This window comes from Streptomyces flavochromogenes (assembly GCF_000717595.1).
Taxonomy (GTDB): Bacteria; Actinomycetota; Actinomycetes; order Streptomycetales; family Streptomycetaceae; genus Streptomyces; species Streptomyces flavochromogenes.
Genome location: NZ_JNZO01000020.1, coordinates 95640 through 120211 on the forward strand (window position 1 = coordinate 95640; position 24572 = coordinate 120211).

21 protein-coding genes are annotated in these 24572 nt (G+C 73.4%); 7 read left to right on the top strand and 14 right to left on the bottom strand.

Features of this window, described 5'->3' with window-relative positions:
- Positions 1 to 108: 108 nt before the first annotated feature.
- Positions 109 to 1371, top strand: a complete 1263-nt coding sequence (locus IF00_RS0124790) for an MFS transporter (protein WP_037638996.1) — start codon at positions 109 to 111, stop codon at positions 1369 to 1371.
- Positions 1310 to 2650, top strand: a complete 1341-nt coding sequence (locus IF00_RS0124795) for a D-arabinono-1,4-lactone oxidase (RefSeq protein WP_051820600.1) — start codon at positions 1310 to 1312, stop codon at positions 2648 to 2650. The genes IF00_RS0124790 and IF00_RS0124795 overlap by 62 nt, the downstream gene beginning before the upstream one ends.
- A gap of 3 nt (positions 2651 to 2653) precedes the next feature.
- Here the strand turns inward: IF00_RS0124795 and IF00_RS0124800 are convergent, their stop codons facing one another.
- On the bottom strand, positions 2654 to 3547 hold the full coding sequence (locus tag IF00_RS0124800; RefSeq protein WP_037638998.1) for a hypothetical protein: 894 nt from the start codon (positions 3545 to 3547) through the stop codon (positions 2654 to 2656).
- Between the two features lie 497 nt (positions 3548 to 4044).
- Between IF00_RS0124800 and sepH the strand changes: the two genes are divergently transcribed.
- Positions 4045 to 5079, top strand: a complete 1035-nt coding sequence (gene sepH / locus IF00_RS0124805) for a septation protein SepH (protein WP_063740690.1) — start codon at positions 4045 to 4047, stop codon at positions 5077 to 5079.
- A gap of 360 nt (positions 5080 to 5439) precedes the next feature.
- Here the strand turns inward: sepH and IF00_RS0124810 are convergent, their stop codons facing one another.
- Complete coding sequence (locus IF00_RS0124810) at positions 5440 to 6267, bottom strand: sulfurtransferase (RefSeq protein WP_030321559.1); 828 nt, start codon at positions 6265 to 6267, stop codon at positions 5440 to 5442.
- Between the two features lie 173 nt (positions 6268 to 6440).
- Here IF00_RS0124810 and IF00_RS0124815 point away from each other — a divergent pair, with 173 nt between their 5' ends.
- The gene (locus tag IF00_RS0124815) at positions 6441 to 7214 is read left to right on the top strand and encodes a VOC family protein (RefSeq protein ID WP_030321560.1); all 774 of its coding nucleotides are present in this window, start codon (positions 6441 to 6443) and stop codon (positions 7212 to 7214) included.
- A 169-nt stretch (positions 7215 to 7383) separates the two neighbouring features.
- Here the strand turns inward: IF00_RS0124815 and IF00_RS0124820 are convergent, their stop codons facing one another.
- From IF00_RS0124820 to IF00_RS0124840, 5 genes are all read right to left on the bottom strand, one after another.
- The gene (locus tag IF00_RS0124820; RefSeq protein ID WP_106975875.1) at positions 7384 to 8775 is read right to left on the bottom strand and encodes a polysialyltransferase family glycosyltransferase; all 1392 of its coding nucleotides are present in this window, start codon (positions 8773 to 8775) and stop codon (positions 7384 to 7386) included.
- 3 nt (positions 8776 to 8778) lie between these two features.
- Positions 8779 to 9744 carry a glycosyltransferase family 2 protein gene (locus IF00_RS0124825; protein WP_030321566.1) on the bottom strand — a complete coding sequence of 322 codons (966 nt, stop codon included), beginning with the start codon at positions 9742 to 9744 and terminating at the stop codon, positions 8779 to 8781.
- A gap of 142 nt (positions 9745 to 9886) precedes the next feature.
- Positions 9887 to 12502: a YfhO family protein gene (locus IF00_RS0124830; RefSeq protein ID WP_037638999.1), complete on the bottom strand. Its 2616-nt coding sequence runs from the start codon at positions 12500 to 12502 to the stop codon at positions 9887 to 9889.
- A 225-nt stretch (positions 12503 to 12727) separates the two neighbouring features.
- Positions 12728 to 13330 carry an isochorismatase family protein gene (locus tag IF00_RS0124835; RefSeq protein WP_030321570.1) on the bottom strand — a complete coding sequence of 201 codons (603 nt, stop codon included), beginning with the start codon at positions 13328 to 13330 and terminating at the stop codon, positions 12728 to 12730.
- 40 nt (positions 13331 to 13370) lie between these two features.
- A complete protein-coding gene (locus IF00_RS0124840) occupies positions 13371 to 14261 on the bottom strand; it encodes an MBL fold metallo-hydrolase (RefSeq protein ID WP_030321572.1) in 891 nt (296 codons plus the stop codon).
- A gap of 136 nt (positions 14262 to 14397) precedes the next feature.
- On the opposite strand from IF00_RS0124840, the gene IF00_RS0124845 reads away from it, so the two are divergent.
- From IF00_RS0124845 to IF00_RS0124855, 3 genes are all read left to right on the top strand, one after another.
- Entirely contained in the window at positions 14398 to 15087 is a 690-nt protein-coding gene (locus tag IF00_RS0124845) for a TetR/AcrR family transcriptional regulator (protein ID WP_030321574.1), read from the top strand.
- A 139-nt stretch (positions 15088 to 15226) separates the two neighbouring features.
- A complete protein-coding gene (locus IF00_RS0124850) occupies positions 15227 to 15481 on the top strand; it encodes a hypothetical protein (protein ID WP_051820601.1) in 255 nt (84 codons plus the stop codon).
- 7 nt (positions 15482 to 15488) lie between these two features.
- The gene (locus tag IF00_RS0124855) at positions 15489 to 15962 is read left to right on the top strand and encodes a hypothetical protein (protein ID WP_245234623.1); all 474 of its coding nucleotides are present in this window, start codon (positions 15489 to 15491) and stop codon (positions 15960 to 15962) included.
- A 108-nt stretch (positions 15963 to 16070) separates the two neighbouring features.
- Here the strand turns inward: IF00_RS0124855 and IF00_RS0124860 are convergent, their stop codons facing one another.
- The 7 genes from IF00_RS0124860 to IF00_RS0124890 form a co-directional block, all read right to left on the bottom strand.
- A complete protein-coding gene (locus tag IF00_RS0124860) occupies positions 16071 to 16871 on the bottom strand; it encodes a 4'-phosphopantetheinyl transferase family protein (RefSeq protein WP_063740685.1) in 801 nt (266 codons plus the stop codon).
- Positions 16872 to 16926: 55 nt separating this feature from the next.
- Positions 16927 to 18315, bottom strand: a complete 1389-nt coding sequence (locus tag IF00_RS0124865; RefSeq protein ID WP_063740686.1) for an MFS transporter — start codon at positions 18313 to 18315, stop codon at positions 16927 to 16929.
- Positions 18312 to 19883 carry an argininosuccinate lyase gene (gene argH, locus IF00_RS41550; RefSeq protein ID WP_051820602.1) on the bottom strand — a complete coding sequence of 524 codons (1572 nt, stop codon included), beginning with the start codon at positions 19881 to 19883 and terminating at the stop codon, positions 18312 to 18314. Before argH ends, IF00_RS0124865 begins: the two co-directional genes overlap by 4 nt.
- On the bottom strand, positions 19880 to 21151 hold the full coding sequence (locus tag IF00_RS0124875) for an ATP-grasp domain-containing protein (RefSeq protein WP_078944836.1): 1272 nt from the start codon (positions 21149 to 21151) through the stop codon (positions 19880 to 19882). The genes argH and IF00_RS0124875 overlap by 4 nt, the downstream gene beginning before the upstream one ends.
- Entirely contained in the window at positions 21148 to 22272 is a 1125-nt protein-coding gene (locus IF00_RS0124880; RefSeq protein ID WP_063740687.1) for a PLP-dependent cysteine synthase family protein, read from the bottom strand. Before IF00_RS0124880 ends, IF00_RS0124875 begins: the two co-directional genes overlap by 4 nt.
- A 1-nt stretch (position 22273) precedes the next feature.
- The gene (locus IF00_RS0124885) at positions 22274 to 23191 is read right to left on the bottom strand and encodes a GHMP family kinase ATP-binding protein (RefSeq protein ID WP_051820603.1); all 918 of its coding nucleotides are present in this window, start codon (positions 23189 to 23191) and stop codon (positions 22274 to 22276) included.
- 208 nt (positions 23192 to 23399) lie between these two features.
- Positions 23400 to 24572: alpha/beta fold hydrolase (locus IF00_RS0124890; protein ID WP_158710517.1), on the bottom strand; the 1173-nt coding region annotated here is incomplete at its 5' end.

The following is a 24572-nucleotide window of genomic DNA, read 5'->3' on the forward strand; positions in this document are numbered from 1 at the left end:
AAAGAGGGATGACCCATCGAGTTCAACACCGTAGGCTTTAGCTATTAATTACACGTGTTGAGTCGTCGCGCGGAGCCTGCTCCGAAGCACGGAGATCCGGAGAGCCTCTTGCCCAGTCCCTACCGCGCGATCTTCAAGGCGCCAGGCACCACGTCGTTCTCCGTCGCCGGGTTCTTCGGCCGGATGCCCCTGTCCATGATGGGCATCGGCATCGTGACCATGATCTCGCAGGTCACCGGCCGGTACGGGCTGGCCGGCGCGCTCTCCGCGACGCTCGCGGCGTCCGCCGCGGTCCTCGGCCCGCTGGTCTCCCGGCTCGTCGACCGGCACGGGCAGCGCCGGGTGCTCCGCCCGGTGACGCTGGTCTCGCTCGTGGCCGCCGCCGGCCTCCTCGTCTGCGTACAGCAGCGGGCCCCCGACTGGACGCTCTTCGCCTTCACCGCCGTGATCGGCTGTGTGCCGAGCGTCGGCGCGATGACCCGGGCCCGCTGGGCGGAGATCTACCGCGGCGACGAGCGCCGTCTGCACACGGCGTACTCCTGGGAGTCGATCGTCGACGAGGTGTGCTTCATCTTCGGCCCGATCCTCTCGATCGGACTGTCGACGACCTGGTTCCCCGAGGCCGGCCCGCTGTTCGCCGGGGTGTTCCTGACCGTCGGCGTCTTCTGGCTGACCTCGCAGCGTGCCACCGAGCCCGTCCCGCACCCCCAGCAGGGCGCCAGGACCGGTTCCGCGCTCCGCTCCCCCGGCCTCCAGGTGCTCGCCCTCGCGTTCGTCGCCACCGGCGCCATCTTCGGCTCGGTCGACGTGGTGACCGTGGCCTTCGCCGAGGAGCAGGGCCACAAGGCCGCCGCCAGTCTCGTGCTGGCCGTCTACGCGCTGGGTTCCGGTCTGGCCGGCGCCGTCTTCGGACTGCTCCACCTGAAGAGCGAGCCGTCCCGTCGCTGGCTCCTGGGCATCTGCGCGATGGCCGTGAGTATGATCCCCCTCCTACTGGCCGGGAACTTGCCGTTGCTGGCCGTGGCGCTCTTTGTCGCGGGCCTGTCCATCGCACCGACGATGGTGACCACCATGGCCCTCGTCGAAGCGCACGTACCGCGCACCAAGCTGACCGAGGGCATGACCTGGACGGGTACGGGCCTCGCGATCGGTGTGGCGCTCGGCTCCTCGGCCGCCGGCTGGGTGGTCGACGCGTCGGGGGCAGAGGCGGGGTACGTGGTGCCCGTCGTCTCGGGCGCGCTCGCGGTCGCGGTGGGTCTCCTCGGACACCGCCGGCTGCGCAGGCCGGCGCCGAACCGGGAGGGGCAGCGTGAGCGGGACGACGACAGCGGGGTCGGGCAGCGTCAGGACGGCGGACAGCCCGTGGCGTAACTGGGCGGGGAACGTCACCTCCCGCCCGGTGCGGGAGGTGAGCCCGGCCTCGGCCGAGGAGCTCGCCGAGGCGGTGCGCCGGGCGGCCGAGGACGGGCTGCGGGTGAAGACGGTCGGTACCGGCCACTCCTTCACCTCGATCGCGGCCACCGACGGCGTTCTGATCCGGCCGGGTCTGCTGACCGGGATCCGGCGGATCGACCGCGAGTCGATGACGGTGACGGTCGAGTCCGGCACCCCGCTCAAGCGGCTCAACGTGGCGCTGGCCCGGGAGGGCCTGTCGCTCACGAACATGGGCGACATCATGGAGCAGACCGTCGCCGGCGCCACCTCCACCGGGACGCACGGCACGGGCCGTGACTCGGCCTCGATAGCCGAGCAGATCCGCGAGCTGGAGCTGGTGACGGCCTCGGGCGAGCTCCTCACCTGCTCGGCGAAGGAGAATCCGGAGGTCTTCGCGGCCGCCCGGATCGGACTCGGCGCCCTCGGCGTGGTCACGGCGATCACCTTCGCGGTCGAGCCGGTCTTCCTGCTCACCGCCCGCGAGGAGCCGATGACCTTCGACCGGGTCACCTCGGAGTTCGACGCGCTGCACGCGGAGAACGAGCACTTCGAGTTCTACTGGTTCCCCCACACGGACAACTGCAACACCAAGCGCAACAACCGCAGCGCGGGCCCCGCCGCTCCCCCCGGCCGGGTCAGCAGCTGGGTCGAGGACGAACTGCTCTCCAACGGGCTCTTCCAGGTGGCGTGCTCGCTGGGCCGCGCGGTGCCGCCGGTCATTCCCTCGATCGCCAAGCTCTCCAGCCGGGCGCTGTCGGCCCGTACGTACACCGACATCCCGTACAAGGTCTTCACCTCGCCGCGCCGGGTGCGCTTCCTGGAGATGGAGTACGCCCTTCCGCGCGAGGCGGCGGTGGCCGCGCTGCGCGAGCTCAAGGCGATGGTCGAACGCTCACCGCTCAAGGTGAGCTTCCCGGTCGAGGTGCGGACGGCCCCGGCGGACGACATCGCGCTGTCCACGGCCTCGGGCCGGGAGACCGCGTACATCGCCGTCCACCTCTACAAGGGCACGCCCCACCGCGCGTACTTCACGGCGGTGGAGCGCATCATGACGGCGCACGGGGGCCGCCCCCACTGGGGCAAGGTGCACACCCGTGACGCCGCCTACTTCTCCGGGGTCTATCCGCGCTTCGCCGAGTTCACGGCGCTGCGGGACCGGCTCGACCCGGACCGGCTCTTCGCCAACGACTACCTGCGCCGGGTCCTGGGCGACTGACGGTCACTCGGCTTCCGCCCCGGCACCCGCCGGGGCGGGGGCCGACGGGGTCTCCGGCGTGACCGTCCCGGTGGTCGGCTCCTGGGTCGGGGCGGTCGGTTCCGTCGTCGGGGCCGTGGGCGTCGGGGTGGGCGTCGGCTCGCCGCCGGCAGGGTCCGAGGGCGTCGGCTCGGGCGAGGGGGTCGCGGTGCCGTTCTGCCCGTCGCCCCGGTCGCCCGGGGCCGGGGTGGCGCCCGTCGAGGGGCTGCCGGTGCCGTCGGCCGGCCGATCGGTGCCGTCGGCGGATCCGGAGGGCGTGGTCGGGCGGTCCTCGCCCCCGGCCGGCGGTGCCTCCCGGTCCGACCCGCCACCGCCTCGGACGACGGATCCGAACGTGGTGGTGCCCTGCTTGCCGCTGAAGTCCTGCCCCGAGACGAGCTCGTAGGTGGTGATGCCGCCCATGGTGACGCCGAAGACGAGCGCGGCGGCGATCGCCGGGCGCTTCCAGCCGCGGACCCGGGTGCCGTGGGTGGTCGCCGTGCCGAACTCCCCGCCGAGCTCCTCGGCGTACGGGGCGGGCGCCCGGACCGTCCCCAGCATCAGGGTGCGGTCGTCCCGCGGCCCCGCCGCGAGCGGCACCTGACGGGCCTTCGGCTTGTGGGCGACTGTCGCGTCGCGGACCTGCTCGCCGGTGCGCCGGAACAGGTGCTGGAAGAGCGGACCGCCGCAGGTGGCGATGACACTGATCACACCGGCGCCGAGGATGGTGCCGTACACGCCGAGGGTGGAGGCGAGTTTGGCGGCGATGACCGCGGCCAGGGCGCTGCCCGAGACCTGAGCCACACTCAGGTCGATCCTTCTCCTCCCGCTCTCCGTCTCCTCCGGCTCGTCCGTGTCGGTATCCGGCCTGTGGCGCATCTCCAACCCCTGATCCAGCCCCTGATGGCTCATCCGTTCACCTTGCACCCAGAAGGGACAAATGGGCGAAGGGAATAGTTCCGTTTCTGCTCTTTCTGTGAAGAGCGACACGTAAGGGGGAAGATCGCGGAGACTCAACTCCCGTACCGCCCGAGAAGTTGGGCGGCGCGCCGGTCCACCCAGGTGGCCCGAATGGAGTACATTGACGAACCCTGGGTCCGGACGCCTTCACGGGTGCCCGGGATCAAGGGGAGGGGGCCGGACACGGCGCTCGACCGGCGGCGCCGCGGCATCGCACGGGAACCGACTGCACAGAGTGACCGCCTGTCACTCCGGGTAGTCAACAGGTAACCGTGTCATAACGGCGTTCCAGGGTCCACGCCCGACACGCCGGGCAACTCGGCAAGGTAGTGGCAGGCTGCACCCGGGCAGGCCACACTCGACTAGCGGAAGCAGCGACGCACGTGACGTCGGCAGGCACCACCCGGGAGGTCCCCATGCCCGAACTGCGTGTCGTGGCCGTCTCCAACGACGGCACACGACTGGTGCTGAAGGCTGCTGACAGCACGGAGTACACACTTCCGATCGACGAGCGGCTTCGCGCCGCCGTGCGCAACGACCGCGCGCGCCTCGGCCAGATCGAGATCGAGGTGGAGAGCCACCTCCGCCCCCGCGACATCCAGGCACGGATACGAGCCGGTGCCTCCGCGGAGGAGGTCGCCCAGATGGCCGGGATCCCCGTCGACCGCGTGCGGCGCTTCGAGGGCCCCGTGCTCGCCGAGCGCGCCTTCATGGCGGAGCGGGCCCGCAAGACCCCGGTCCGCAGGCCCGGCGAGAACAGCGGCCCCCAGCTCGGCGAGGCGGTGCAGGAGCGGCTGCTGCTGCGCGGCGCCGAGAAGGACACCGTGCAGTGGGACTCCTGGCGCCGCGACGACGGCACCTGGGAGGTGCTGCTCGTCTACCGCGTCGCCGGCGAGGTCCACACGGCCAGCTGGACGTACGACCCGCCCCGGCGGCTCGTCCAGGCCGTCGACGACGAGGCCCGTGCCCTGATCGGCGAGACGGACGACACGATCGCCGCCGCGCCGGAGCCGAGCTTCCCGTTCGTGCCGCGCATCGCCCGGCTGCCCCGGGACAGGCCGCTCGACCGCGCCCTGGACCGTCAGCTCGACCACCGCCAGCTGGAGCGGGCGTCCGCGTCCGCCGAGCCGGAGGAGGAACGGGACTCCCTGACGAGCCTCCTGGAGGCCGTGCCGAGCTTCCGCGGCGACATGGTCGTGCCCGAGCAGCCGGACTCGGAGCCCTCGGAAGAGGTCGAGGCGGAGGAGCCGCCGGCCCCGGCCGCTTCGGCGGGCGCCGGCTCCGCGTACGCCGACGTCCTCATGCCCCGCGCGGTCTCGGGCCACCGGGACCGGCTCACCGGCACCACCGACCGCCAGGCCGAGGCGGACGGCGTCCGCCCGGGCCGCCGCGCGGCGGTGCCGAGCTGGGACGAGATCGTCTTCGGCACCCGCAGGAAGAAGCAGGACTGACGGCTGCGGCCGTACGAGGGGAGGGCCCGCGCCGGATCGGCGCGGGCCCTCCCCCCGTGTGCGGAGGAACGGTGCGGTCCCCGGGTGCGGGGCACCACTGCGGATCCCGGGTTACGGAGGGACTGCCGTGGGTGGCGCCTACTGAGCACCACCCCGGGTCCCGGGTTACGGAAGGACTGCCGTGGGTGGCGCCTACGGAGCACCACCCCGGGTCCCGGGTACGGAGAACCACCCCGGGTCCCGGGCACGGAGCACCACCCCGGGTCCCTGGTACGGAGAACCACCCCGGGTCCCGGGCACGGAGAACCACTGCGGATCCGGGGTTACGGAGAGACGGCCGTGGGTTCCTTGTGCGGAGGGCTACTGCGGGTCCGGTCCCGTGGCCACCGGACGCGCGGGATCGGCGGACCACTCCGACCACGAGCCCGCGTAGAGCGCGGCCGGGATGCCCGCGATCTCCAGGGCGAGGATCTCGTGGGCCCCGGAGACGCCCGATCCGCAGTAGACCGCGACCGGGGTCCCCTCGGCGGCGCCGAGCGAGGCGAAACGGTCCCGCAGGGTGTCGGCGCCCAGGAAACGACCCTCCGCGTCCACGTTCTCCGTCGTCGGGGCCGAGACCGCGCCCGGGATGTGCCCGCCGACCCGGTCGATCGGCTCCACGTCCCCGCGGTAGCGCTCGGCGGCCCGCGCGTCCAGGAGCAGCCCCGAGCGGGCGAACGCCGCCGCCCCGTCGGCGTCGAGCAGCCCGAGCGTGCCCGGCTCCGGCCGGAAGTCGCCCGGCTGCGGTGTGGGTACCTTCTCCGTGAGCTCCCCCGTCCAGGCAGCGAGGCCCCCGTCCAGGACCCTGACGTCCGGGTGGCCGGCCCAGCGGAGCAGCCACCAGGCCCGGGCCGCGGCCCAGCCGAGGCCGCCGTCGTAGACCACGACCGGTGTCTCCGCGGAGACGCCCGCCCGGCGCATCGCGGCCCCGAAGGCCTCCGGGTCGGGCAGCGGGTGGCGCCCGCCGTTGCCGGGCGGGCCCGCGAGTTCCGTGTCCAGGTCGACGTAGACCGCGCCGGGGAGGTGTCCGGCCTCGTACGCCGGACGTCCGGGCGGGCCTCCCAGCGTCCAGCGGACGTCCAGGAGAACCGGCGGCCGGGCCCCGGCCGACTCGCTCAGCAGTTCGCTAACGACGATGATGGGGTTCATGGGTGCCATCCTCGCGCAGCCGCGCGGCCGCGGGGGCGAGCCCGGCGTCCTCCCCGCGTCGTCGCGGCGGGATCGCGCCACTCTTTGGTGCGACCGGGGCGCGCCGCGGCCCCGTCGGTGACACCATCGGACGGGGAGCACGGGCACGACGACGGTCCGAGGAGAGAGTCACGATGACCGAGGCGACTCGGCGCACACCCGGCACACCCTGCTGGGTGAGCTTGATGGTGCACGGGCTTGAGGCCACGCAGGAGTTCTACAACGCACTCTTCGACTGGGAGTTCGAGCCCGGTCCCCAGCATCTCGGTCCGTACGTGCGCGCGCTGCTCGACGGCAAGGAGGTGGCGGGCATCGGCCAGCTGCCCCCCGACCGGCATCTGCCGATCGCCTGGACCCCTTATCTGGCCACCGTCGACGCCGACGAGACCGCCGAGAGCATCCGCTGCTGCGGCGGCACCGTGGCCGTGGGCCCGCTGGACGCGGGCGAGGCCGGCCGGATGGCGGTCTGCTCCGACCCGGTGGGCGCGGTCTTCGGCGTCTGGCAGGCGGAGGCGCACCACGGCACGGCGACGGCGGGACCGCCCGGGACCCCCGTGTGGAACGAGCTCCTCACCTACGAGACGTCCTCGGTCGGGAAGTTCTACCGGACGGTCTTCGGCTTCGAGGTGGAGCCGGTCGTGTCCGCCGACCACGACTACGCCACGCTCCTGGTGGACGGGGCTCCGGTGGCCTCGCTGCACGGCGTCGGCAACGCGCTGCCCCGGGACCGGGGCCCGCACTGGATGACGTACTTCGAGGTCGCCGACACGGACGCGGCCGCCCGGCTCGTCCTGCAGCTCGGCGGCCATGTCCTGCGGCCGCCGCGCGATGCCACGGCGGGGCGATCGGCCCTGGTGACGGACCCGGAGGGCGCGGTCTTCACCCTCGTCAAGTCCCCCTCCGAGTGATCCGGGGAGACCGCCGCTTGCACGGCTGACACGGCGGCGCCGCCCGCGCGGCTGACACGGCTGCGGCCGCGCCGGTGGACCGGGATCGGCCCCGCCGGGGCCGGGCCGGACGGGATCGGCCCCGCCGACACCGGGTCGGACGGATCGGCCCCGTCGAGACCCGACCGTTTCAGCCCCGTCGGGCCCGGGCGAGGCTCCGGCGGAGGGACTGCATGCCACCCCTCCGCCCCGGCGTCTCCGTGCCGCCCGGCAGGCCGAGCTGGGTCAGCCGCTCGGCGTCGAAGTGGTGCGCGATCCCCGGGTCGCCGTGGTGCTCGGCCAGGAAGAGGGTGGCCTCCCCGCGCATTCCCGGGTGGCTCTTGTGCCGCATGCAGTAGCCGACGGCGCGGACGAGCGGGGTGAGCGAGTCCGGCGCCGCTCCGGGGACGGCGGGCTCCTCGCCCTGCTCCAGGTCGGCGACCAGGTGGTCGACGACGGTGAGCGGGATCCGGTTGCTGTTCTCGAAGGGGGTAAGCCGTTCGAGGACCTCGACCGTGCCCACGCGCGCGACGGGGACGCCGTAGTAGACGGCGGCGGTGAACAGCGCGGTCGAGAAGCAGCCGACGACGAGCCGGGGCCTGCACCGCTCGTAGAAGGTCTCGGCGAGCAGCGGTCCGTCGAGGACGGTGAGCCGTACGCCGGACCGTTCCGCCTCGTCCTGGAGCGCCGTGGAGTAGTCGGCGGGCGCGCTCGGGTGCGGCTTGAAGACCACCGAGCGGTGTCCGGCGGCCGTGACGCCGCGGAGCATCCGTACGTGCAGCTCTTCCTCCTCCTCGGCGGTGAGGAGATCGAGGGCGGCGAGGTACTGACCGAGCATCAGGGCCGTGGGCTCGGCGGCGGCGGCCCGGACGATCTCGGGATCGTCGGCCGCCTCCTCGGCGATCTCGGCGAGGACCGCACGGAAGGCGTCGTCGGGGACGAGCTCCGGCTCCACGCCGTACTCGCTCAGGAGGAGGGGGCGCAGGCCCGGCACCAGGTCGAGGTGGAGAACGCGGCGGATGCGGCAGGCGATGGACTGCGCGAGGTCGTTGCGGGTCGGGCCGTAGCTCATGAGGCCGTCCGCGTAGACGTGGAGGGCGCTCTCGGGGAAGCAGCCGGCCAGTGCCTTGGCCGGATTGACCTGGATGGATTCCACGACCAGCTCCACCGGGGCGGTACCGAGGTCCCACGCGGTGCGCATCACGCGCTGCCAGAGCGGGGCGTCCTCGGGGCGGGGGGCCCAGGCGGCGGGGTGGTACGGGTGGATCGTCTCGTTCCAGTCGAGGACGCCGTCGAAACGGGCGGCGATCCGCCCGTAGCCGGTCATCGTCTCCATCCGCAGCGCCGTCTCCGGGATCTCGGCGTTGCGCGAGATCAGCAGGAGTCGGCGATGGTCCTCACGGGGGCCGAACTGGCCGGCGTCGAGCGAGGCCGCGAGGGTGGCGGCGCCGTACAGGGTGGACACCTGGAAGATCTGGACCGGGCGGCCGTCGGTGGCCGGGTCGGGCGCCGGTGCCGTGTCGGCGGCGGGTGCGGGGGCCATGGGTCAGGCGGTCCTTACGGTGTCGCGCAGGCTCCGGAGGAGAGTGCTGCGGGTTGTGTCCATGGTGGAGAGGGTCTCTTCGAGGACCTGCTGCGGCATCCGGTGCAACGCGTCGCGCACGTCGACGCGGAGCCGTGCGGCGACGGCGGGTTCGTACGTGCCGACCTTCCCCATGTGGAAGGCGATCATCGCGCAGTAGGTGCGGACCGCCTTCGGGAGGAACCGGTGCGCCTCCGCGTCCCGGGAGACGTCGGCGAGCAGGGTGTCGTACGACGGAAGGAAGTCCAGCTGCCGGTTGTCGGTGATCTGGGTGAGCGAGGTGGTGACGCCCCGGCGGTAGAAGACACCGTGCAGGGAGAGGGCCGCGAAGGTGCGTGCCTTGAGGTGGAGGCGCCAGACCCAGAGACGGTCCTCGGCCGTTCTCAGGGACGTATCGAAACGGGATTCGCCGTTCTGGAAGAGACGGGAGCTGTAAATACCGAAGGGCACGAAGGGATAGTCCACCATCGTCACCATGCTGGCCGGCGAGATTCCGTCACGGGGGTCCATCACGGTGTCGCGGCGCTTGGCGGGGGCATAGCGGATGTTCCGCTTCCGGCCCTCCGAGAGGACGTGGTCGGTACGGGCGAAGTCGCAGTCCAGACGCTCGATTCCGGTCACCATGGCCTTCAGGTGGCCGGGCGCGTACCAGTCGTCGCCGTCGAGGAAGGTGATGTGATCCCCGCGCGCGGCGTCGATTCCCGTGTTGCGCGCCTGGGCGACACCGCTGTTCGTCTCGTGCCGGATGACGGTGGCGTTCGGAAGCCGGTCGCGCCAGCGGTCGAGGATTTCCGGGGTTTCGTCCGTCGAGCAGTCGTCGATCAGCAGGAACTCGAATTCCGGATCCGCGTTGTTCGCCAGACTGCGCAGAGTGTCGGGCGCATAGGCTCCGACATTGTGGAACGGTACGACGACGGACAGTTTCGGCACTCGTAATCCCCATACTGAATCGAACAATTAAACGCCGCTACGGCGGGTACGGTAACGCTCCACTTTTCCGGGCGAACGATCCGCGTGTGCACTCCGGGTGAACTCTTGGCGTCTCCCGTGGAACGTCCGTGCGGAAGCCGCCTCACGCGGCGGCAGGTCCCTCGGCCGGCTGGTGCGCCCGCCGCCCGGCCCGCCGGTGCAGGACCCCCGTGGCGATCAGGGCGAGGAGGGCGGTCAGACCGACGGCGCCGCCGAGCATGAGACCCGGTGGGCGGAAGGAGCAGGTGACCGTGTGCGCCCGGCCGTCGAGCGGGATCGCGACGAGGCCCTGGTAGGCGCGCGCGGGGCGCGGCTCCGCGTCGCCGGCGGCGCAGCGCCAGCCGGAGATGCGGGGCGCGGCGAGCACCGCGGTCCCGGTGCTGCCCGGGGGCAGTTGGGCCGTGACGGTGTGCCCTGTGGCGCGCACCTCGGTGGCCCCGGTGGCGGTCAGCTGCCGCACGGCCGAGTCGAGCCGGGCCCTGACCAGGCAGCCGACGGGCTGACGGGGCAGCCGGACCGTGCGCTCGGGGCTCAGCTCGATCCGCACCTCGCCGGACTCGGGCACCGTGCCCAGGGCACGCATGGGGGCCCGGACGGCGGGCGGCTTGCCCTCGAAGTCCACGCGCGGCTTCCCCGCGAGGGTCGCGCCGCCGCGGTACTCGGGGGCCCAGAACCAGGCCTGGGAGCCCGCCGGGCAGCGGGCGCCGACGGTCCGTCCCTGACGGGTGACGGGCGGCAGCTCGTACACGTCGGCGCCGAGGAGCCGTTCCTGCTCGGCGAACGCGGAGTCCCCGGGGTGGGTGGCGGGCCGCTTCATCGGACGGACGGTGACCAGCGGCGGTACGGGCGTGGTGGCGACGGACACCGTCGCCCGGGGCAGTGCGTCCTGGCGTACCGGTTCGGTGGGCACCGAGCGGACCCGGGTGCCGATGGAGAACAGGGCGTCGGTCACCGGGTTGTCGAGGGTGACCGGGTGGCGGCCCTTGGCGTAGTAGCCGAAGCCCAGGGAGGCGAGGGTGCGGGAGGTCACCTCGGCGGTGAGGCTGCTGTAGTAGTCGGCCCCCTGTCCGCCGACGATCAGGACATCGTTGCCGCCGGGGACCTCTCCGGGTTCCGTCCGGTACTTCGGCCAGGCGTCCGCGCGGGCCACCTCGTCCGCCACGGCGGTGTGCCAGGGGCCGATCCGCGGGGACCAGGCGACCTTGTCGCGCTGCTGCTCCTCGATCCGCTTCCCGGTGACGGCCGCCTCGCCGGCCTGCGCGGCGACGAGGAGGACGACGGCGAGGACGGGCAGGAGGCGGGCGGCCGGGGCGCGCGAGGGACGGACGGGTGCGGGTGGTTCGCCGGCCGTGGTCCCGCGGGTGTGCGGGAGGGCCGGCAGGGCGGCGGTGAGCGCGAGGGCCGCGGCCAGGCCGAAGGCCGGGTACGTCCAGCGGTCGATGTCGATGCTGCCGTGGGCCGCCCACCCGAGGAGCCCGATCAGGGTGCCGCCCGCGAGGAGCGCGGTCGGGCGGGGCACGCCGCGGGCGGCCGAGAACCAGCCGGCGACGACCAGCAGCCCGCACAGGACGAAGGTCTGCCGGTAAGGGCCGCCATTGGGCGAGGCGCCCGCGTGCCAGATCAGATGGGTCGGTTCCCACTGGAGGGAGAGCGTCACCAGGACGACCGCGGCCGACCAACCGGCCCGGACGCGCGGGGCGACGGCCCCGTTGAAGGGCAGGGTGAGGGCGAGCGCGAGCGCGGGCGTGCCGATGTAGAGGGCGGGGCTCGCGAGGCTCGCGGTGGCCGGCAGGAACCTGGCGAGGACCTCCGCCCAGGCGGCGGGCGCGAAGGTGGATTCGGGGGTGGGATCGGCGACCTTGGTGCCGAGGAAGACGACCACGACGAGCGGCGCGGCGAGGCCGATGCCGAGGAGCACGCCCCGCGCGGCACGCAGCGCCCCGGCGAGGCGCTGTCGCGCGCCGGACGTCTCCTCGGCGGTGAGGAGCCGTACGAGCAGGACGACCGCGGCGCCGATGGTCGCCATGTACGCCGTGTAGAAGTTGGCGGTCCAGGCCAGGGCGACCACGACGGGACCGAGGACGGGTCGGCGCCCGGTGCGGGCCCACTCGCCGACCAGGCAGAGCAGCGGGAAGGCGACGAGTCCGTCGAGCCACATCGGGACGGTGGCACCGAAGGTGAAGGTCCAGCCCGAGAGGGCGTACGCGCTGCCGAGCACGGCGGCGACCGGCCAGGGGCCGGGGCGCATCCGCAGGAGCAGCAGCGCCATCGCCGCCCCGGCCGCGGTGATCTTGACGACGGTGACGACGTACAGGGCGAGTTCGACGCGGTCCGCCGGGAAGAGCACGACGAGCAGGTCGAAGGGGCTGCTCAGATAGGTGCCGATGTCGCCGAGGAAGCCGGCACCGAAGCCGGAGTTCCAGTTGAGGAAGACATCTCCGTGGGTCTCGCCGAGGAGGAACGAGCGCCAGTACGCGTGGAACGGCAGGTACTGCTGGCCCAGGTCGACGATGTTCCTGGTCACGGGGCCGAAGGGGTAGCTGCGCGAGAGCCGGGTGGCGAGGGCGAGCAGGGCGGCGGTGAGCAGGGCGGCCGCGAGCGGACCGGCGACGGCCGGTGCGCGCAGACGGCCCCGCGGGGAGCCGGGCGGAGGCTTCGGGCCGCCCGTCCCCTCCTTGCCGTCGACCTCGTCGAGCACGGTCTCGGCGGCGGGGGGCACACGTCCTCCAGGGGGCGTACGGGACAGGAGCGCCCGGATGATCCGTCACGGGCCGACTGCCATTACCGCCGAGTCGGGCGACCCGTGACCGATCATCAGGCGGTGTTCCGGTACACCTCGGGTGAACTCCCGGTGTCGGGGGGCGGGGGCAGGGCGAGGCCGAGGCGGGGCGGAGGCGGGGGCCGCCGGACGGGACGGCACCCCTTGCCTGCCGGGAGAACCCCGTTACGCGACGAGCTCGTCGACCGTCCGGGCCACGGTGCCGAAGAGGTCGGTGATCGTGGTCAGACTCGCGGCCTGGAGCGCCTCCGACGCCGTGACGGTGCCGTCGGGGGCCTCCAGCGGGCGGGTCGCGGTGGCCTCGGCGACCACGGTCGGGCGGTAGCCGAGGTTGAAGGCGCCCTGGGCGGTGAAGAGGACGCACATGTGCGTCATGAACCCGGCGATGACCAGGTCACCGCTGACGCCGAGGTCCTTCAGGGTCTCTTCGAGGCCGGTGGCGTGGAAGGCGTTCGGGAACTGCTTGACGACGATCTTCTCGCCCTCGATCGGAGCGACCTCGTCGCTGATCGCGCCGATCTCGGCCCGGATGTCGTAGGGAGTGCCCTCGCCGCCGTCGTTGACGATGTGCACGACGGGCGCACCCGCGGCGCGGGCGGCGGCGAGCAGGCGCGCGCCGGCGGCCACGGCCTTGTCGGCCCCGTCGAGCCGCATGACGCCGGCACGGTAGGTGTTCTGGAAGTCGATCATGATCAGCGCCGACTCGCTCAGACGGGGCAGGTCCTGGGGAAGGCCGATCACATCACGGAGGGTGGTGGAGGCGGTCATGGTGGTTCCTTTCGTACGGGGCTGAGAGAGGGATCGGGCTTCAGGAGAGGTTCTTCGGGGTGCCGTCCGGCGCGAGGTCGACGAGCTCGGCCTCGATTCCCCGCTCCTCGAAGGCCCGCACGAGGGACCGCATGTCCTCGGAGTAGATGTTCCAGCTGTCGGTGTGCACCGGAACGACCTTGCGCGGGGCCAGTTCCTTCGCCACGCGGGCGGCGTTCGCCGAGGTCAGGGTCAGTGGCGCGTTGTCGAGGATCGCGGGGGTGCGGGCCGCGCCGGCGAAGAGGACGACGGTGTCGACGGGGCCGATGTCCTTCCTGACGCGGGCACCGACCTCCTGGGCGACCTTGACCGAGGCGTTGTCGCCGGAGACGTAGGTGGTGGGGACACCGTTGCCGCTGAGGACGAAGCCGGTGACCTCGCCGTCCGCGCCGCGGTCCACGCCGTCGGGGCCGTGCAGGGCGGGCACCGCGGTGACCTCGACAGCGCCGACCGCGGTTTTCAGCTCCTGGGATTCCCAGCTCTTCAGGGCGGTGACGTGGTCGCCGAGACGCTTGCGCGCTCCGGGCGTGGAGAGCACGACGGGCACGTCCTGGAGCAGGGCGCGGCCCGAGTCGTCGAGGTTGTCGTCGTGCTGGTCGTGCGAGAGCAGGACGGCGTCGATCGTGCCGAGCTCGTCGACGCCGAGGGCGGGTGCCCGGAGCTTCTCCAGGCCGCTCCGGTACTTCTTCGGCGGGTCGAAGGTCGGGTCGAGCAGGATGCGCAGGCCGCCGATCTCCAGGATCGTCGTCGGCCCGCCGACGTGCGTGGCGGTGAACGGCCGCGCCCGGTCGCCGCTTTCCTCGTCCTCGCCGCCGCAGGCGGCGAGGAGGGTCACGCCCACGGTGGCCGCCACGGCCCCTGAGGCGACGCGGCGGAACGTCGAACGGTTCATGGGGAACACCCGGCTCTCTCGTTGCGAACGGTCGGACGGCCCGGGGGCGGCGCCCGACCCCCGGGATGTTCTCAACGCTAACACAGTTCGTAATCATCGATTACGAACGGCTATGAGCGCTGATATCGTGAGAGGCATGTCGACCGCACGCGCGCGCATCCTGGAAGCCACCGAGGAACTCCTCGCCACGAAAGACGCGCCGGCGATCTCGACCCGGGCCATCTGCGACCGGGCGAAGGTCGGCATGCCCGAGATCTACCGGCAGTTCGGCGACAAGCAGGGCCTGCTCACCGCGGTCGCCGACATCGGCTTCGAGCGCTTCCTCGCCGAGAAGCGCAAGAACCCGCTCACCGACGATCCGGTGGCCGACCTGAAGACGGCCTGGGACAGCCACGTCGCCTTCGCGCTCCGCAACCCGCACCTCTACCGGCTCATGTTCTCGCCGGCCGGCGACGCCAAGCCGGGGGCCGTCAAGGAGGCTCAGGCGATCCTCCTGAAGGCGGTGGAGCGCTGCCGTGACGCCGGGCGGCTGCGGACGGCCCCGGAGCTCGCGGGGCGCTCGATCCTCTCCGCCAACGTGGGCGTGTGCATGATGGCGCTGTCGTTCCCCGACCTGTTCGGCGACTCCGACACCTCCCCGGCGGTACGGGACGCGGTGATCGGGAAGGTCACCGGCGACGAGCGCGAGGACAGCCGGATCGGCACGGCGACCGTCCTCGCCCAGGCCCTGGTCGGCACCCTCACGGGAACGGCCACCCCGAGCGGCGCCGCCCTCGACCGGCTGGCCGACGCACTGCTTCCGCCGGCGCCGCCCTCGGAGACGTGAGCGGCCGGCCCCCTCGGAGCGTTCCCGCAGGTCCCGCCCTCGGAGACGTAACCGCCGGTCGACTGCCGCCGCAAAGTTCCGGCCACGGCTCTCCACCGGCCTACGCTCGCAACTCCCATACCAGGAGGAGGAGTACGCCATGGAGAACCCGACTCGTAAGGTGGCCGCGGCCGGAGCCGCCGCACTGCTGGCCGCGGGACTCGTCGTCGCCGGTGCCGGTGCGGCGAGCGCGTCGGAGAGCGGCCCGGCCGAGCGCATCACCTCGGCCGCCCAGCTCAAGGACAGCATCCGACTCGCCGTCGCCCAGGAGGAGCAGGCCGGGGAGCAGGGACTGAGCCAGAGCGTCGGCGGCCGGGTGACGAAGGTCGCCGGCACCCAGTCCGGCACCTGCTGAGGCCGAGGTGACCACCGTGGGCGAGGACGGCTCCTCGCAGACCTGGTGCCCCAGCGGAGAGGCGCACGCGCCGGAGTCCGTCGTCCTGGGCGTACGGTCCGGGCAGGACGGGCGTGTGGTGTACCTGGCCGATCCGGTACCGGCGGCCGATGTGCTCGGCGAGGTGCCGCAGGGCGTCGAGCCGCGCCGCGTCCTGCGGTTCGCGTCGCACTGCGTCAGCGACTGCGTCAACCGCAGGGGCGGCGACTGCACGCTCGTCGAGCGGGTGCTCTCCCGGCCCGCCGCCCAGGAGGACGGCCCCGTCCCTCGGTGTCACCTCAGGGCGCGGTGCCAGTGGTGGAAGCAGACCGGGGTCGCCGCGTGCGCGCGCTGCCCCGCGGTCTCGACCCGCCATCACGCCGGCGACGTGCTGGCCGATCTGGTGGCCGATCCGGCCACGACGCAGGAGCAGCTCGACGAGTGGATCGCGGTGGCCGGCTGATCTCCGGCCGTCCGGTCACCGACTGTCGGGTGATACGCGGAAGGTCCCCGGACGATCTGTCCGGGGACCTTCCGCGTGTGCCGAGGCCGAAGCCCCTCACTCACCGACTCACTCACGACGGGGCGGGTCTCCCCTGATGTCGCGCTCCGACAGGCGGTTCACCCGGGGCGACGGAGTGGTCAGTTCGCCGTGGACGGCCACCGCCGCCGCGTAACCGCGGTCGACGGGGATGTCGAGCAGGGTCCAGCCCGCCGGCGGCAGCGTTCCGTCGGGGCTGCCCGAGCCCACGTAGTCGGCCGCCGGGTCACGGCCCAGACCGGTGCCGAGCCCCTTCAGATAGGCCTCCTTGCGGGTCCACAGCCGGGCCAGCGCCCTGGGGCGGCGCGGGGGCGGCAGCGCCTCGATCTCGCGCTGTTCGGCGGGGTGCAGCATGGCGGCGAGTTCCGCGGCGCCGCCCGGGTCCGCGACCAGGTCGACGTCCACGCCGATGGGCGCCACCGCCGTCCCGACGAGGACCAGGTCCCCGCGGTGGGAGAGCGAGAAGTGCAGCCCGCGCGAGGCGCCCAGGACGGTCGGCCGCCCGTGCGGACCACCGCAGCAGGGGCAGGTCTCACGGCCGTAGCGGATGTCCTGCGGCAGCGTGTCGAGGTACGTGCCGAGCAGCCGGCGCAGCGCCAGATGGGCGGCGGTGAAGCGGACCCGGTCCTCCGCGTGCGCCAGACCCGCGGCGCGCTGCCGCTCGGTGGCGTCCAGGACACCGGCGTCGAGGCCGGTGCCCCGGGCGTCGGAGACCCTGAGCAGCCACAGGTCCAGGGAGCCTGGTCGTGGCAGGGCGCGCGGAGGTGGCAGGGGGGCGAGCAGCAGGGTGCCGCTCGCGGAACTCCGGGGACCGCTTCTGGGATCACTCACGGGACCCCTCCTGTTCGATGACGGATGCGCGGACGCGGGTGGCCGTCGGGACGGATCAGCCTTGTTCGGGAACGGCGTACCGGAGGGCCCGCCGGTCGGCCGGATCGGGTGAATCCGACGGCTCGGGTGAATCTCCCGGCGCGGCCGGCTCCGCCCGCTCGGCCGGCGGCTGGGCCGGGGGCCGGGCGGGTGGGTGGGTCGGCGGTTCGGTGGGCAGGTCCCTGCGGGCTCGCAGGGGGCCGGCGAGCAGCAGTGCGGAGCTGACCGCGAGACCGGCGGTGAGCAGCCACAGCGCGGGCCGCAGTCCGAGCACACCGCCGAGCACACCGCCGAGCAGCGAACCCACGGGAATCGCCCCGAAGTTGGCGACGGAGACGCTCGCGGTGATCCGGCCGAGCAGCTGCGGCGGGCAGTACTGCTGGCGGAACGCGCCCTGGATGACGTTGGCGGACACGACGCCCAGGGCGAGCACGGCACCGCCGACGGGCAACAGGACGACCCGCCAGCCCGGTTCGGCCAGCGGGATGAGCAGCCCGAACGGGGCCGTGGCGAACTTGCAGAGCAGCATGCCGCGGGCGGTGCCGAAGCGGCGTGCCATGGGCGTGGCGACGACGGCCCCGAGCAGTCCGCCCACGCTGCTGCCGGCCAGCAGCCAGCCCACCGCGGCCTCGCCGACGTGGAGTTCCCGGACGAGGAACACGGTGAGGATGGCCTGGTAGCCGGTGAGCAGCAGGTTGGTGACGGTGCCGTACGTGGTCAGGACGCGCAGGTACGGGTCGCGCACGGTGTGCCGCAGGCCCTCCGCGACCTCCTTGCGCAGGGCCTGGGGCCGTTCGGGTCGCTCCGGCGCCGGTTCCTTCCCTCGGATGCCGAGCAGGCACAGGGTGGAGACCAGGAAGGTCGCGGCGTCGGCGAGGAGTCCGTTGACGGCCCCGAACGCGCCGGCGAGGACACCGCCGCCGCCGAGCCCGGCGAGCTGCGCGGCCGATTCGCTGCCCTGGAGCTTGGCGTTGGCCTCGGTGAGGTGCTCTCGGGGGACGACGAACGGCACGTACACCCGGTAGGCGATGGAGAAGAAGACGTTCGCGACCCCGGTGAGCAGGGAGACCACGACCAGCTGCGTCATGGTCAGCGCATCGAGCCAGGCGGCGGCCGGCACGCTGAGCAGGAGCAGCAGGGAGCCCACGTTGCAGACCACCATCAGCGGGCGGCGCGGCAGCCGGTCCACCCAGGCACCCGCGGGCAGCCCGAGGAGGAGCCAGGGCAGCCAGGCGGCCGCGGCCAGGGCGCTCACCCAGAAGGTGCTCGCGTCCAGGGTGACCACGGCCACCAGCGGCATGGCGACACCGGTGATGTTGCTGCCGAAACGGCTGGTGGTCTCCCCCGCCCACAGGAGCCGGAAGTCGCGCTGCCGCAGCAGCCCGTCCCGGCGCCGCGCGTTCATCGGGCGGCCACCACCCGGGCGGCGGCCTCCTCGGGCGGCACGTCGTCGGACGAGACGGCCACCACCTTGGCGGCCTCCGCCGACAGGCGCTCGGCGGCGTCGGCCCAGCGAGCGCGGCGGGCCGCCGACTCGGCGGTGAGGGCGACGAGTTCGGCCCGCGCACGGGCCAGGGCCTCGTCCGGTCCGGTGCCGCCGGGGCCACCGCCGTGGGCGCAGGCGGCGGCCACGGTCTCCGGGTCGAGCCAGTCGGCCGGGTATCCGGCGGCGGCCGCGGCCACGTCGGGCTGGGCACGGGCCGCCTCGGACAGCGGCGTACCGCTGTCGAGGGCGCCGAGGACGGTCTCCCCGACCAGGTGGTGGGCGGTGCGGAAGGGGATGCCGTCGACGACGAGGCGTTCGGCGAGGTAGGTCGCCGAGGTGAAGCCCTCCCGGGCGCGGTCCCGCATCCGTTCGCGGTCGGGTTCCGCTCCGTCGACGACGAGCCGGAGCAGGGTCACCGCCTGGGTGGTGTCGGCGAGACCGGGCCACAGATGGCGGGCGGCCTCGGTGCCGACGGCGATGGCGTTGGTGTAGCCGGCGGTGGACATGGCCGCCGCGGCGCCGGTGAACCCGGCGAGGGCGGCGGTCGAGCGGCCCTGGATGTGTTCGAGCAGGAAGGGGTTGCGCTTCTGCGGCATCATCGAGCTGGAGCCGACCAGGTCGTCGGCCATCCGGAGCAGCCCGAACTCCTCCGTCGTCCACCAGGTCAGGTCGCGGGCCACCCGGGCCATGAGGACGCCGAGGACGGCGGCGGCGGAGAGCATGCGCAGCACGAAGTCGCGGGAGGCGACCGCGTCGACCGAGTTGGGCACGGCGGCGGTGAAGCCGAGGAGGTCCGCGGTGCGGGCCGGGTCCACCGGCACGGAGGTCCCTCCGACGGCCCCCGCGCCGAGCGGGTTGACGTCGATCTCCCGCCCCGCGTCGAGCAGTCCGGCGAGCGAGCGCAGCACGCCGCCCGCGACCCCGGTCAGATAGTGGCCGTAGCTGATGGGCACGGCGGGCTGGCCGTGGGTGTACGCGGGCATGGTGACGTCGCGGTGGGCCTCCCCCTTGTCGAGCAGGACCCGCGCCAGCTCGGCCACTTCGTCCAGGAGCTGTCCGTAGGGGCCCCGGACCTTGAGTCGTACGGTGGTGGCGTTGAGGTCGTTGCGGGAGCGCCCGGTGTGCAGCACCCCGCCTGTCTCCTGCCCGAGCCGGTCGACGAGCCAGCCCTCGTAGGCCAGGTACAGGCCGCGCGGCATGGGCCGGGCCCGTACGGGGGCGAAGTCCTCGGCGCGCAGGGCGTCGACGGTGTCGAGGAGGGCCGCGGCGCGGCGCGCGTCGACGATGCCGCGCTCGGCGAGCATCACGAGATGGGCCCGGTCGACCTCGCTGATCAGTCGCAGTTCGTCGCCCACGGGGTCGCCGTCGTCGGTGCGGTACTGGTCGTAGACGATGCGATGGGCGCGCGGGTCGAGCCCGGTGCGGAGCCGGCCGGTGTGGACGCCTGCCTCGTGCGTGCCGCTCGTCCCGGTGACGCTGTCGCTCATACCGGCACCGCCTCCCTCACCGGCACGCCTGCCGTCGCCGGCGTCAGCGCCGTGGCGAGTCCCAGCGTGAGCGCGGTCTCGGCCGCCTCGGCCGACTCCCGCGGAGCCGTACCGGCCGCGATCACATGGCCCACCCGTCCGCGGAAGTCCTCGGCCGGTACGACCGTGGTTCCGGCCGGGCGGTAGAGGGCGGTGTCGACGACACCGGGCACGGCGCGGGCCGCCGCCTCGGCGGCGGCGACGTCCGCGAGGACGCTCTCGGCTCCGGCCGTCAGGAAGCGGATGGAGGCCGCGCCCGCGGCGTCCGGCGTACCGGTGAGGTCGACGGGCTCGCCGAGTGCGGCCCGCACCTGGCAGCCGACCAGATCGATGCCGCGTGCCCGCCTCACGAGCTCCGGGATCATGCCGCCGGCCAGCCGCGGGTTGACCTCGATGACGCGGGCGACGTCCCCGTCGAGCCGGAGCTCGACATGGGCCGCGCCCCAGCCCAGGCCGAGGGCCTCGACGGCGCGTACGGCCGTGTCGGCGAGCGCGGCGGCCTGCGCGGCGGTCAGCACTGCGGGCACGTCGTGCCCCGTCTCGACGAACACCGGGGGCGCGCCGACGTGTTTGGCGACCGTGACGACGGCCTCCTCGCCGAAGACCTCCACCGAGAACTCGCGCCCGGTCAGGTACTGCTCGACGAGGATCACACCCGGGGTGCGCAGACCGCGCTCGTTGACGGTGGCGGCCAGCAGGCCCTTCGCGTGGTCGGCCACCTCGTCGCGGTCGCGGCACAGGCGTACGCCCAGGCTCCCCGACCCCTGCACCGGTTTGACGACGACCGGGCCGCCGACCCACTGGGCGGCGGCGATCGCCTCGGCGACGTCGCCGGCCACCGAGAAGCGGGGCACGGGCACCCCGGCCCCGGCCAGGGCGCGGCGCTGCGCGGCCTTGTCGCGGCAGGCGCGGACGGCGTCGGCGGACGGGCCGGGAAGCCCGAGGCGCGCGGCGAGTCCGGCGGCCGTGGCGACGTAGTACTCGGAGCTGGAGAGCACCCCGGCGACCGGCGCGGCGGCGGCGAGGCCGGTCACGGCGGCCCACAGGGCGTCGTCGTCCGCGGTGTCCACGACGACGGTGCGCAGGCCGTCCTCGGCGGCGTACGGGTAGCGGGCGGGATCGGCGCTCAGCAGGACGGGCACGACTCCGAGATCGCGGGCCCGGGCGGCGAACTGGCGCCCCGTGCCGGTGGTGTTGGACTCGACGAGGAGCAGCAGCGGGGTGGTCACGACCGGACCTCCGGCGTCGTCGGGCCGCCGAGGCCGTGGGCCTCCTGGGTCATCACGTCGCCGAGGTCGTGGACCTCCGGCGTCATCACGTCGCCGAAGCCCCGGCGGGCCCACACCAGCCGGGTCCACGAGGACGGGGCGTCCAGCGGGTGGTCGACGGTGACCGGGCCGCCGGGGGCCGGTGCCGGCTCGATGCCCTGCTCGCGCAGCCACTCGGCGTGGTAGACGGTGGACTGGTAGCGGTAGCCCTCGTCGGGCAGCACCATGACGACCTTGCTGTCCGGGTTGTGCGCGGCCCACCAGGAGGCGACCTGGAAGGAGGCGCCGCTGGTGGGGCCCATGAACAGCCCGTGGTTGCGGAAGAGTTCGTGAGTGGCGTGGAAGGCCTCGGGGGCGGTGACCCAGTGCACCTCGTCGTAGGCGCTGTGGCGCACGTTGCCCGGGTGGATGCTGCTGCCGAGGCCGCGCAGGGTGCGCGGTCCGTCGGGCGAGCCGAAGATGATCGAGCCGTGGGTGTCCACCCCGACGAGGTGCAGCGCCGGGTCGGCGGGGCGCAGGGCGGCGGCGAGGCCGCCGGTGGAGCCGCCGGAACCGACCGGGCCCACCAGGCAGTCCACGGAGCCGACGGTCTCCCCGATCAGGTCGGCGACCACGGCGTAGGCGCCGGGGTTGTCGGGGTTGTCGTACTGGCCGGGCACGAAGCTGTCGGGGTGGAGCCGGCGCAGTTCCTCGACGCGGGCGAGGCGGGCGCCCTGGATGCCGCCGCTCTGCCCGGCGTACTCGACGATCTCGACGGTGGCGCCCAGCATCTCCAGCCGGTTGCGCAGGTCGCGGTCGATGGCGGAGTCGCCGACGATGGTCAGGTCGTAGCCGCGCAGCCGGCACACCATCGCCAGGCCGAGCGCGAAGGTGCCGGAGGAGGTCTCGATGACCCGGCTGCCGGGCCGCAGCAGCCCGGCGGCCTCGGCACGGTCGATGATGAAGCGCGCCGGCAGCAGCTTCATGAGGCTGAACGCGGCCGCGTAGAGGTTGTCGGTCACCTGGATGATGCGGGGCAGTTCGGTGGCGTCCACCACCGAGTCGTGCAGCCTGCCGACGCCCGCGATCGTGGTCGTAGTCATGTCAGTCACCCGTCGTGAAGATCCACTGCTCGTGGATGCCGATGTTGTGCAGGAGTCGCTGGGCGTGCTCGGTACGGGCCTCGACCTCGGGGTCGTCGCGGTCGTAGAGGAGCCCGGCGATGTCCCCGCTGTGCGCGGCCTGGATGCCGAGGGCGCCGGTCTCCCGCACGATGGAGCGCAGGCCGTCGAGGCACGGGATGGGCAGGTGCCGCTGGTTGATGTCGGTACTGGCGGTGGCGACGGCGCCGACGAGGGCGACGTCCTTGGTGTGGATGGCCTCGCGCAGCATCACCTGGAGTTCGGCGAAGAGTTCGAGTTCGGCACTGCCGTACTCGGCGGGCGGGAAGGCCAGTGTGTCGACGCCCTTGCCCTCGTTCTCCGGCCGCGAGCCGAAGCCGAGGACCCGCACGGCCGGCATGCGGTACCCGAAGTCCTCGATGACCTTGCCCTCGCGCTGCGCGAACAGCACCGAACTCTCGTTGAACATCAGGGAGTCGGACGCCGTCTCGGCCCGCACCGCGATCCTGGCGACCTCCTCGGGCGGCAGTGGGGACACCAGGGCGTCCTGTACGGCCCAGACCGCGGCCAGGACGTCGCTCGTGGACGAGCCGAAGCCCCGGCAGAGCGGTACGTCGCCGGTGAGTTCGAGATGCCCGCCCACCGGTCCCTGACCGGGCGGGACGCAGGCCTCGGCGGTGAGCTGGGCGGCCCGCCGCGCCTTGGTCTTCCAGATCGGGTGGACGGTCAGCTCCTCGCCCCGCGCGGGGATGAACGAGGCCCGGGTGGTGTGAACGGTGCACGGCAGGGTGACCAGTCCCCGGGTGAGCTGGCCCTGGTGCGGAAAGACGCCCTGGAGAATTTCGCCGTGATGTATGGGGGCCGAGGCGACGCCGACCCGCCAACCGGAATGATCCACCATGTCCTTGACTTCCTCTGGGGGCCGGACCGCACCACTCACAGGGCCTGGCCGATCGTGCGGACACCCACACGCTAGGCAGCGCGGGGGCCGGGATCCGGCTGGTCGGGCGGCAGTATGCGGGCAGTTCGACGCGCGGCCGGCCGTCGGGGGACGCGCCGGGGCCCGTACGGCGGTGGTGCTGCCGTACGGGCCCCGTGCGTCCGGGTTCTCAGATTCGGGCGGTACGGGCAGGCCGCAGGCGCGCGGCCAGGACCCGTCCGATCGCCCGCAGCGGCTCCGCCTCGGTCATCCGGGCGTGCTCGCAGTCGACGGCGAACTCCTCGACCCGCCCGGTCACGTACGGCGCCCAGGCTTCGGCGCCCGACGAGGGGGCCGGTGTGCCGGTGGCGTCGAAGAACACCGCGTCGCCGCCGAACCGGACGTCCGGCACGTACCGGTAGCGCATCCGCAGGTTGTCGAGGGTGGCCGCCACGACGGCCGCCGCCTGCGCGTGTTCGAGGGCGCCGAGCACCGGGTCCGACCGGCGCAGCGCGTCGGCGAGTTCTCCGATGTCCGGCGTGGTGTCCGCGCAGCGCACCTCCACCGTGTCGCCGGCGGAGCCGAGCAGGGCGGTCAGCACGTGCCGGCCGTCGATCTCCGGCGCACGGAACCCGTCGGGCAGCGGATAGGAGTCGAGCAGGGCCAGCAGGGCCACGTCCTCCCCCGCCGCTTCCAGCCCGGCCGCCACGGCGTGCGCGACCAGACCGCCGAAGGACCAGCCGAGCAGGTGGTACGGGCCGTGCGGCTGGATCCTGCGGATCTCGGCGAGGTAGTCGTCGGCCATCTCCTCGATGGAGGACGGCGCGTCGTGCGGGCCGCCGAGCCTGCGGGCCTGGAGCGCGACGACCGGCCGGTCCTGGTCGAGGTGGGGCAGCAGACCGGCGTACCCCCAGCTCATCCCGGACACGGCGTGGACGCAGAACAGGGGCGGTTCACCGGAGTTCGTCTCCGTGACGGCCCGGATGGGCAGCACGGTGCGGAGGGGGTCGTCGCCGCTGCCGGCCGCGATCTGCTCGGCGAGGAGGGCCGGCGTGGGGCTCCGGAACAGGTCGCTGATGGTGATGCGGGTGTCCCAGACGGCGCGGATGCGGCTGATCAGGCGGGTGGCGCGGAGGGAGTGGCCGCCGCGGTGGAAGAAGTTGTCGTCGATGCCGACGGATTCGAGTCCGAGGCTGTCGGCGAAGAGACCGCAGAGGATCTCCTCGGCGGGGTTGCGGGGTGCTCGTCCGCCCTCGGAGGCGGCGGTGTCGTCGGGGGCGGGGAGAGCCCGGCGGTCGAGCTTGCCGTTGACCGTACGAGGAAGGGCGTCGAGGACCACGAAAGCCGACGGCACCAGGTGCTC

Excerpts from the sequence above, each read along its gene's own strand:
- IF00_RS0124800 (WP_037638998.1), bottom strand. The coding sequence starts at position 3,547 with ATGCGCCACAGGCCGGATACCGACACGGACGAGCCGGAGGAGACGGAG.
- sepH (WP_063740690.1), top strand. The coding sequence starts at position 4,045 with ATGCCCGAACTGCGTGTCGTGGCCGTCTCCAACGACGGCACACGACTG.
- IF00_RS0124810 (WP_030321559.1), bottom strand. The coding sequence starts at position 6,267 with ATGAACCCCATCATCGTCGTTAGCGAACTGCTGAGCGAGTCGGCCGGG.
- IF00_RS0124815 (WP_030321560.1), top strand. The coding sequence starts at position 6,441 with ATGACCGAGGCGACTCGGCGCACACCCGGCACACCCTGCTGGGTGAGC.
- IF00_RS0124820 (WP_106975875.1), bottom strand. The coding sequence starts at position 8,775 with ATGGCCCCCGCACCCGCCGCCGACACGGCACCGGCGCCCGACCCGGCC.
- IF00_RS0124835 (WP_030321570.1), bottom strand. The coding sequence starts at position 13,330 with ATGACCGCCTCCACCACCCTCCGTGATGTGATCGGCCTTCCCCAGGAC.
- IF00_RS0124840 (WP_030321572.1), bottom strand. The coding sequence starts at position 14,261 with ATGAACCGTTCGACGTTCCGCCGCGTCGCCTCAGGGGCCGTGGCGGCC.
- IF00_RS0124845 (WP_030321574.1), top strand. The coding sequence starts at position 14,398 with ATGTCGACCGCACGCGCGCGCATCCTGGAAGCCACCGAGGAACTCCTC.
- IF00_RS0124850 (WP_051820601.1), top strand. The coding sequence starts at position 15,227 with ATGGAGAACCCGACTCGTAAGGTGGCCGCGGCCGGAGCCGCCGCACTG.
- IF00_RS0124865 (WP_063740686.1), bottom strand. The coding sequence starts at position 18,315 with ATGAACGCGCGGCGCCGGGACGGGCTGCTGCGGCAGCGCGACTTCCGG.
- argH (WP_051820602.1), bottom strand. The coding sequence starts at position 19,883 with ATGAGCGACAGCGTCACCGGGACGAGCGGCACGCACGAGGCAGGCGTC.
- IF00_RS0124880 (WP_063740687.1), bottom strand. The coding sequence starts at position 22,272 with ATGACTACGACCACGATCGCGGGCGTCGGCAGGCTGCACGACTCGGTG.
- IF00_RS0124885 (WP_051820603.1), bottom strand. The coding sequence starts at position 23,191 with ATGGTGGATCATTCCGGTTGGCGGGTCGGCGTCGCCTCGGCCCCCATA.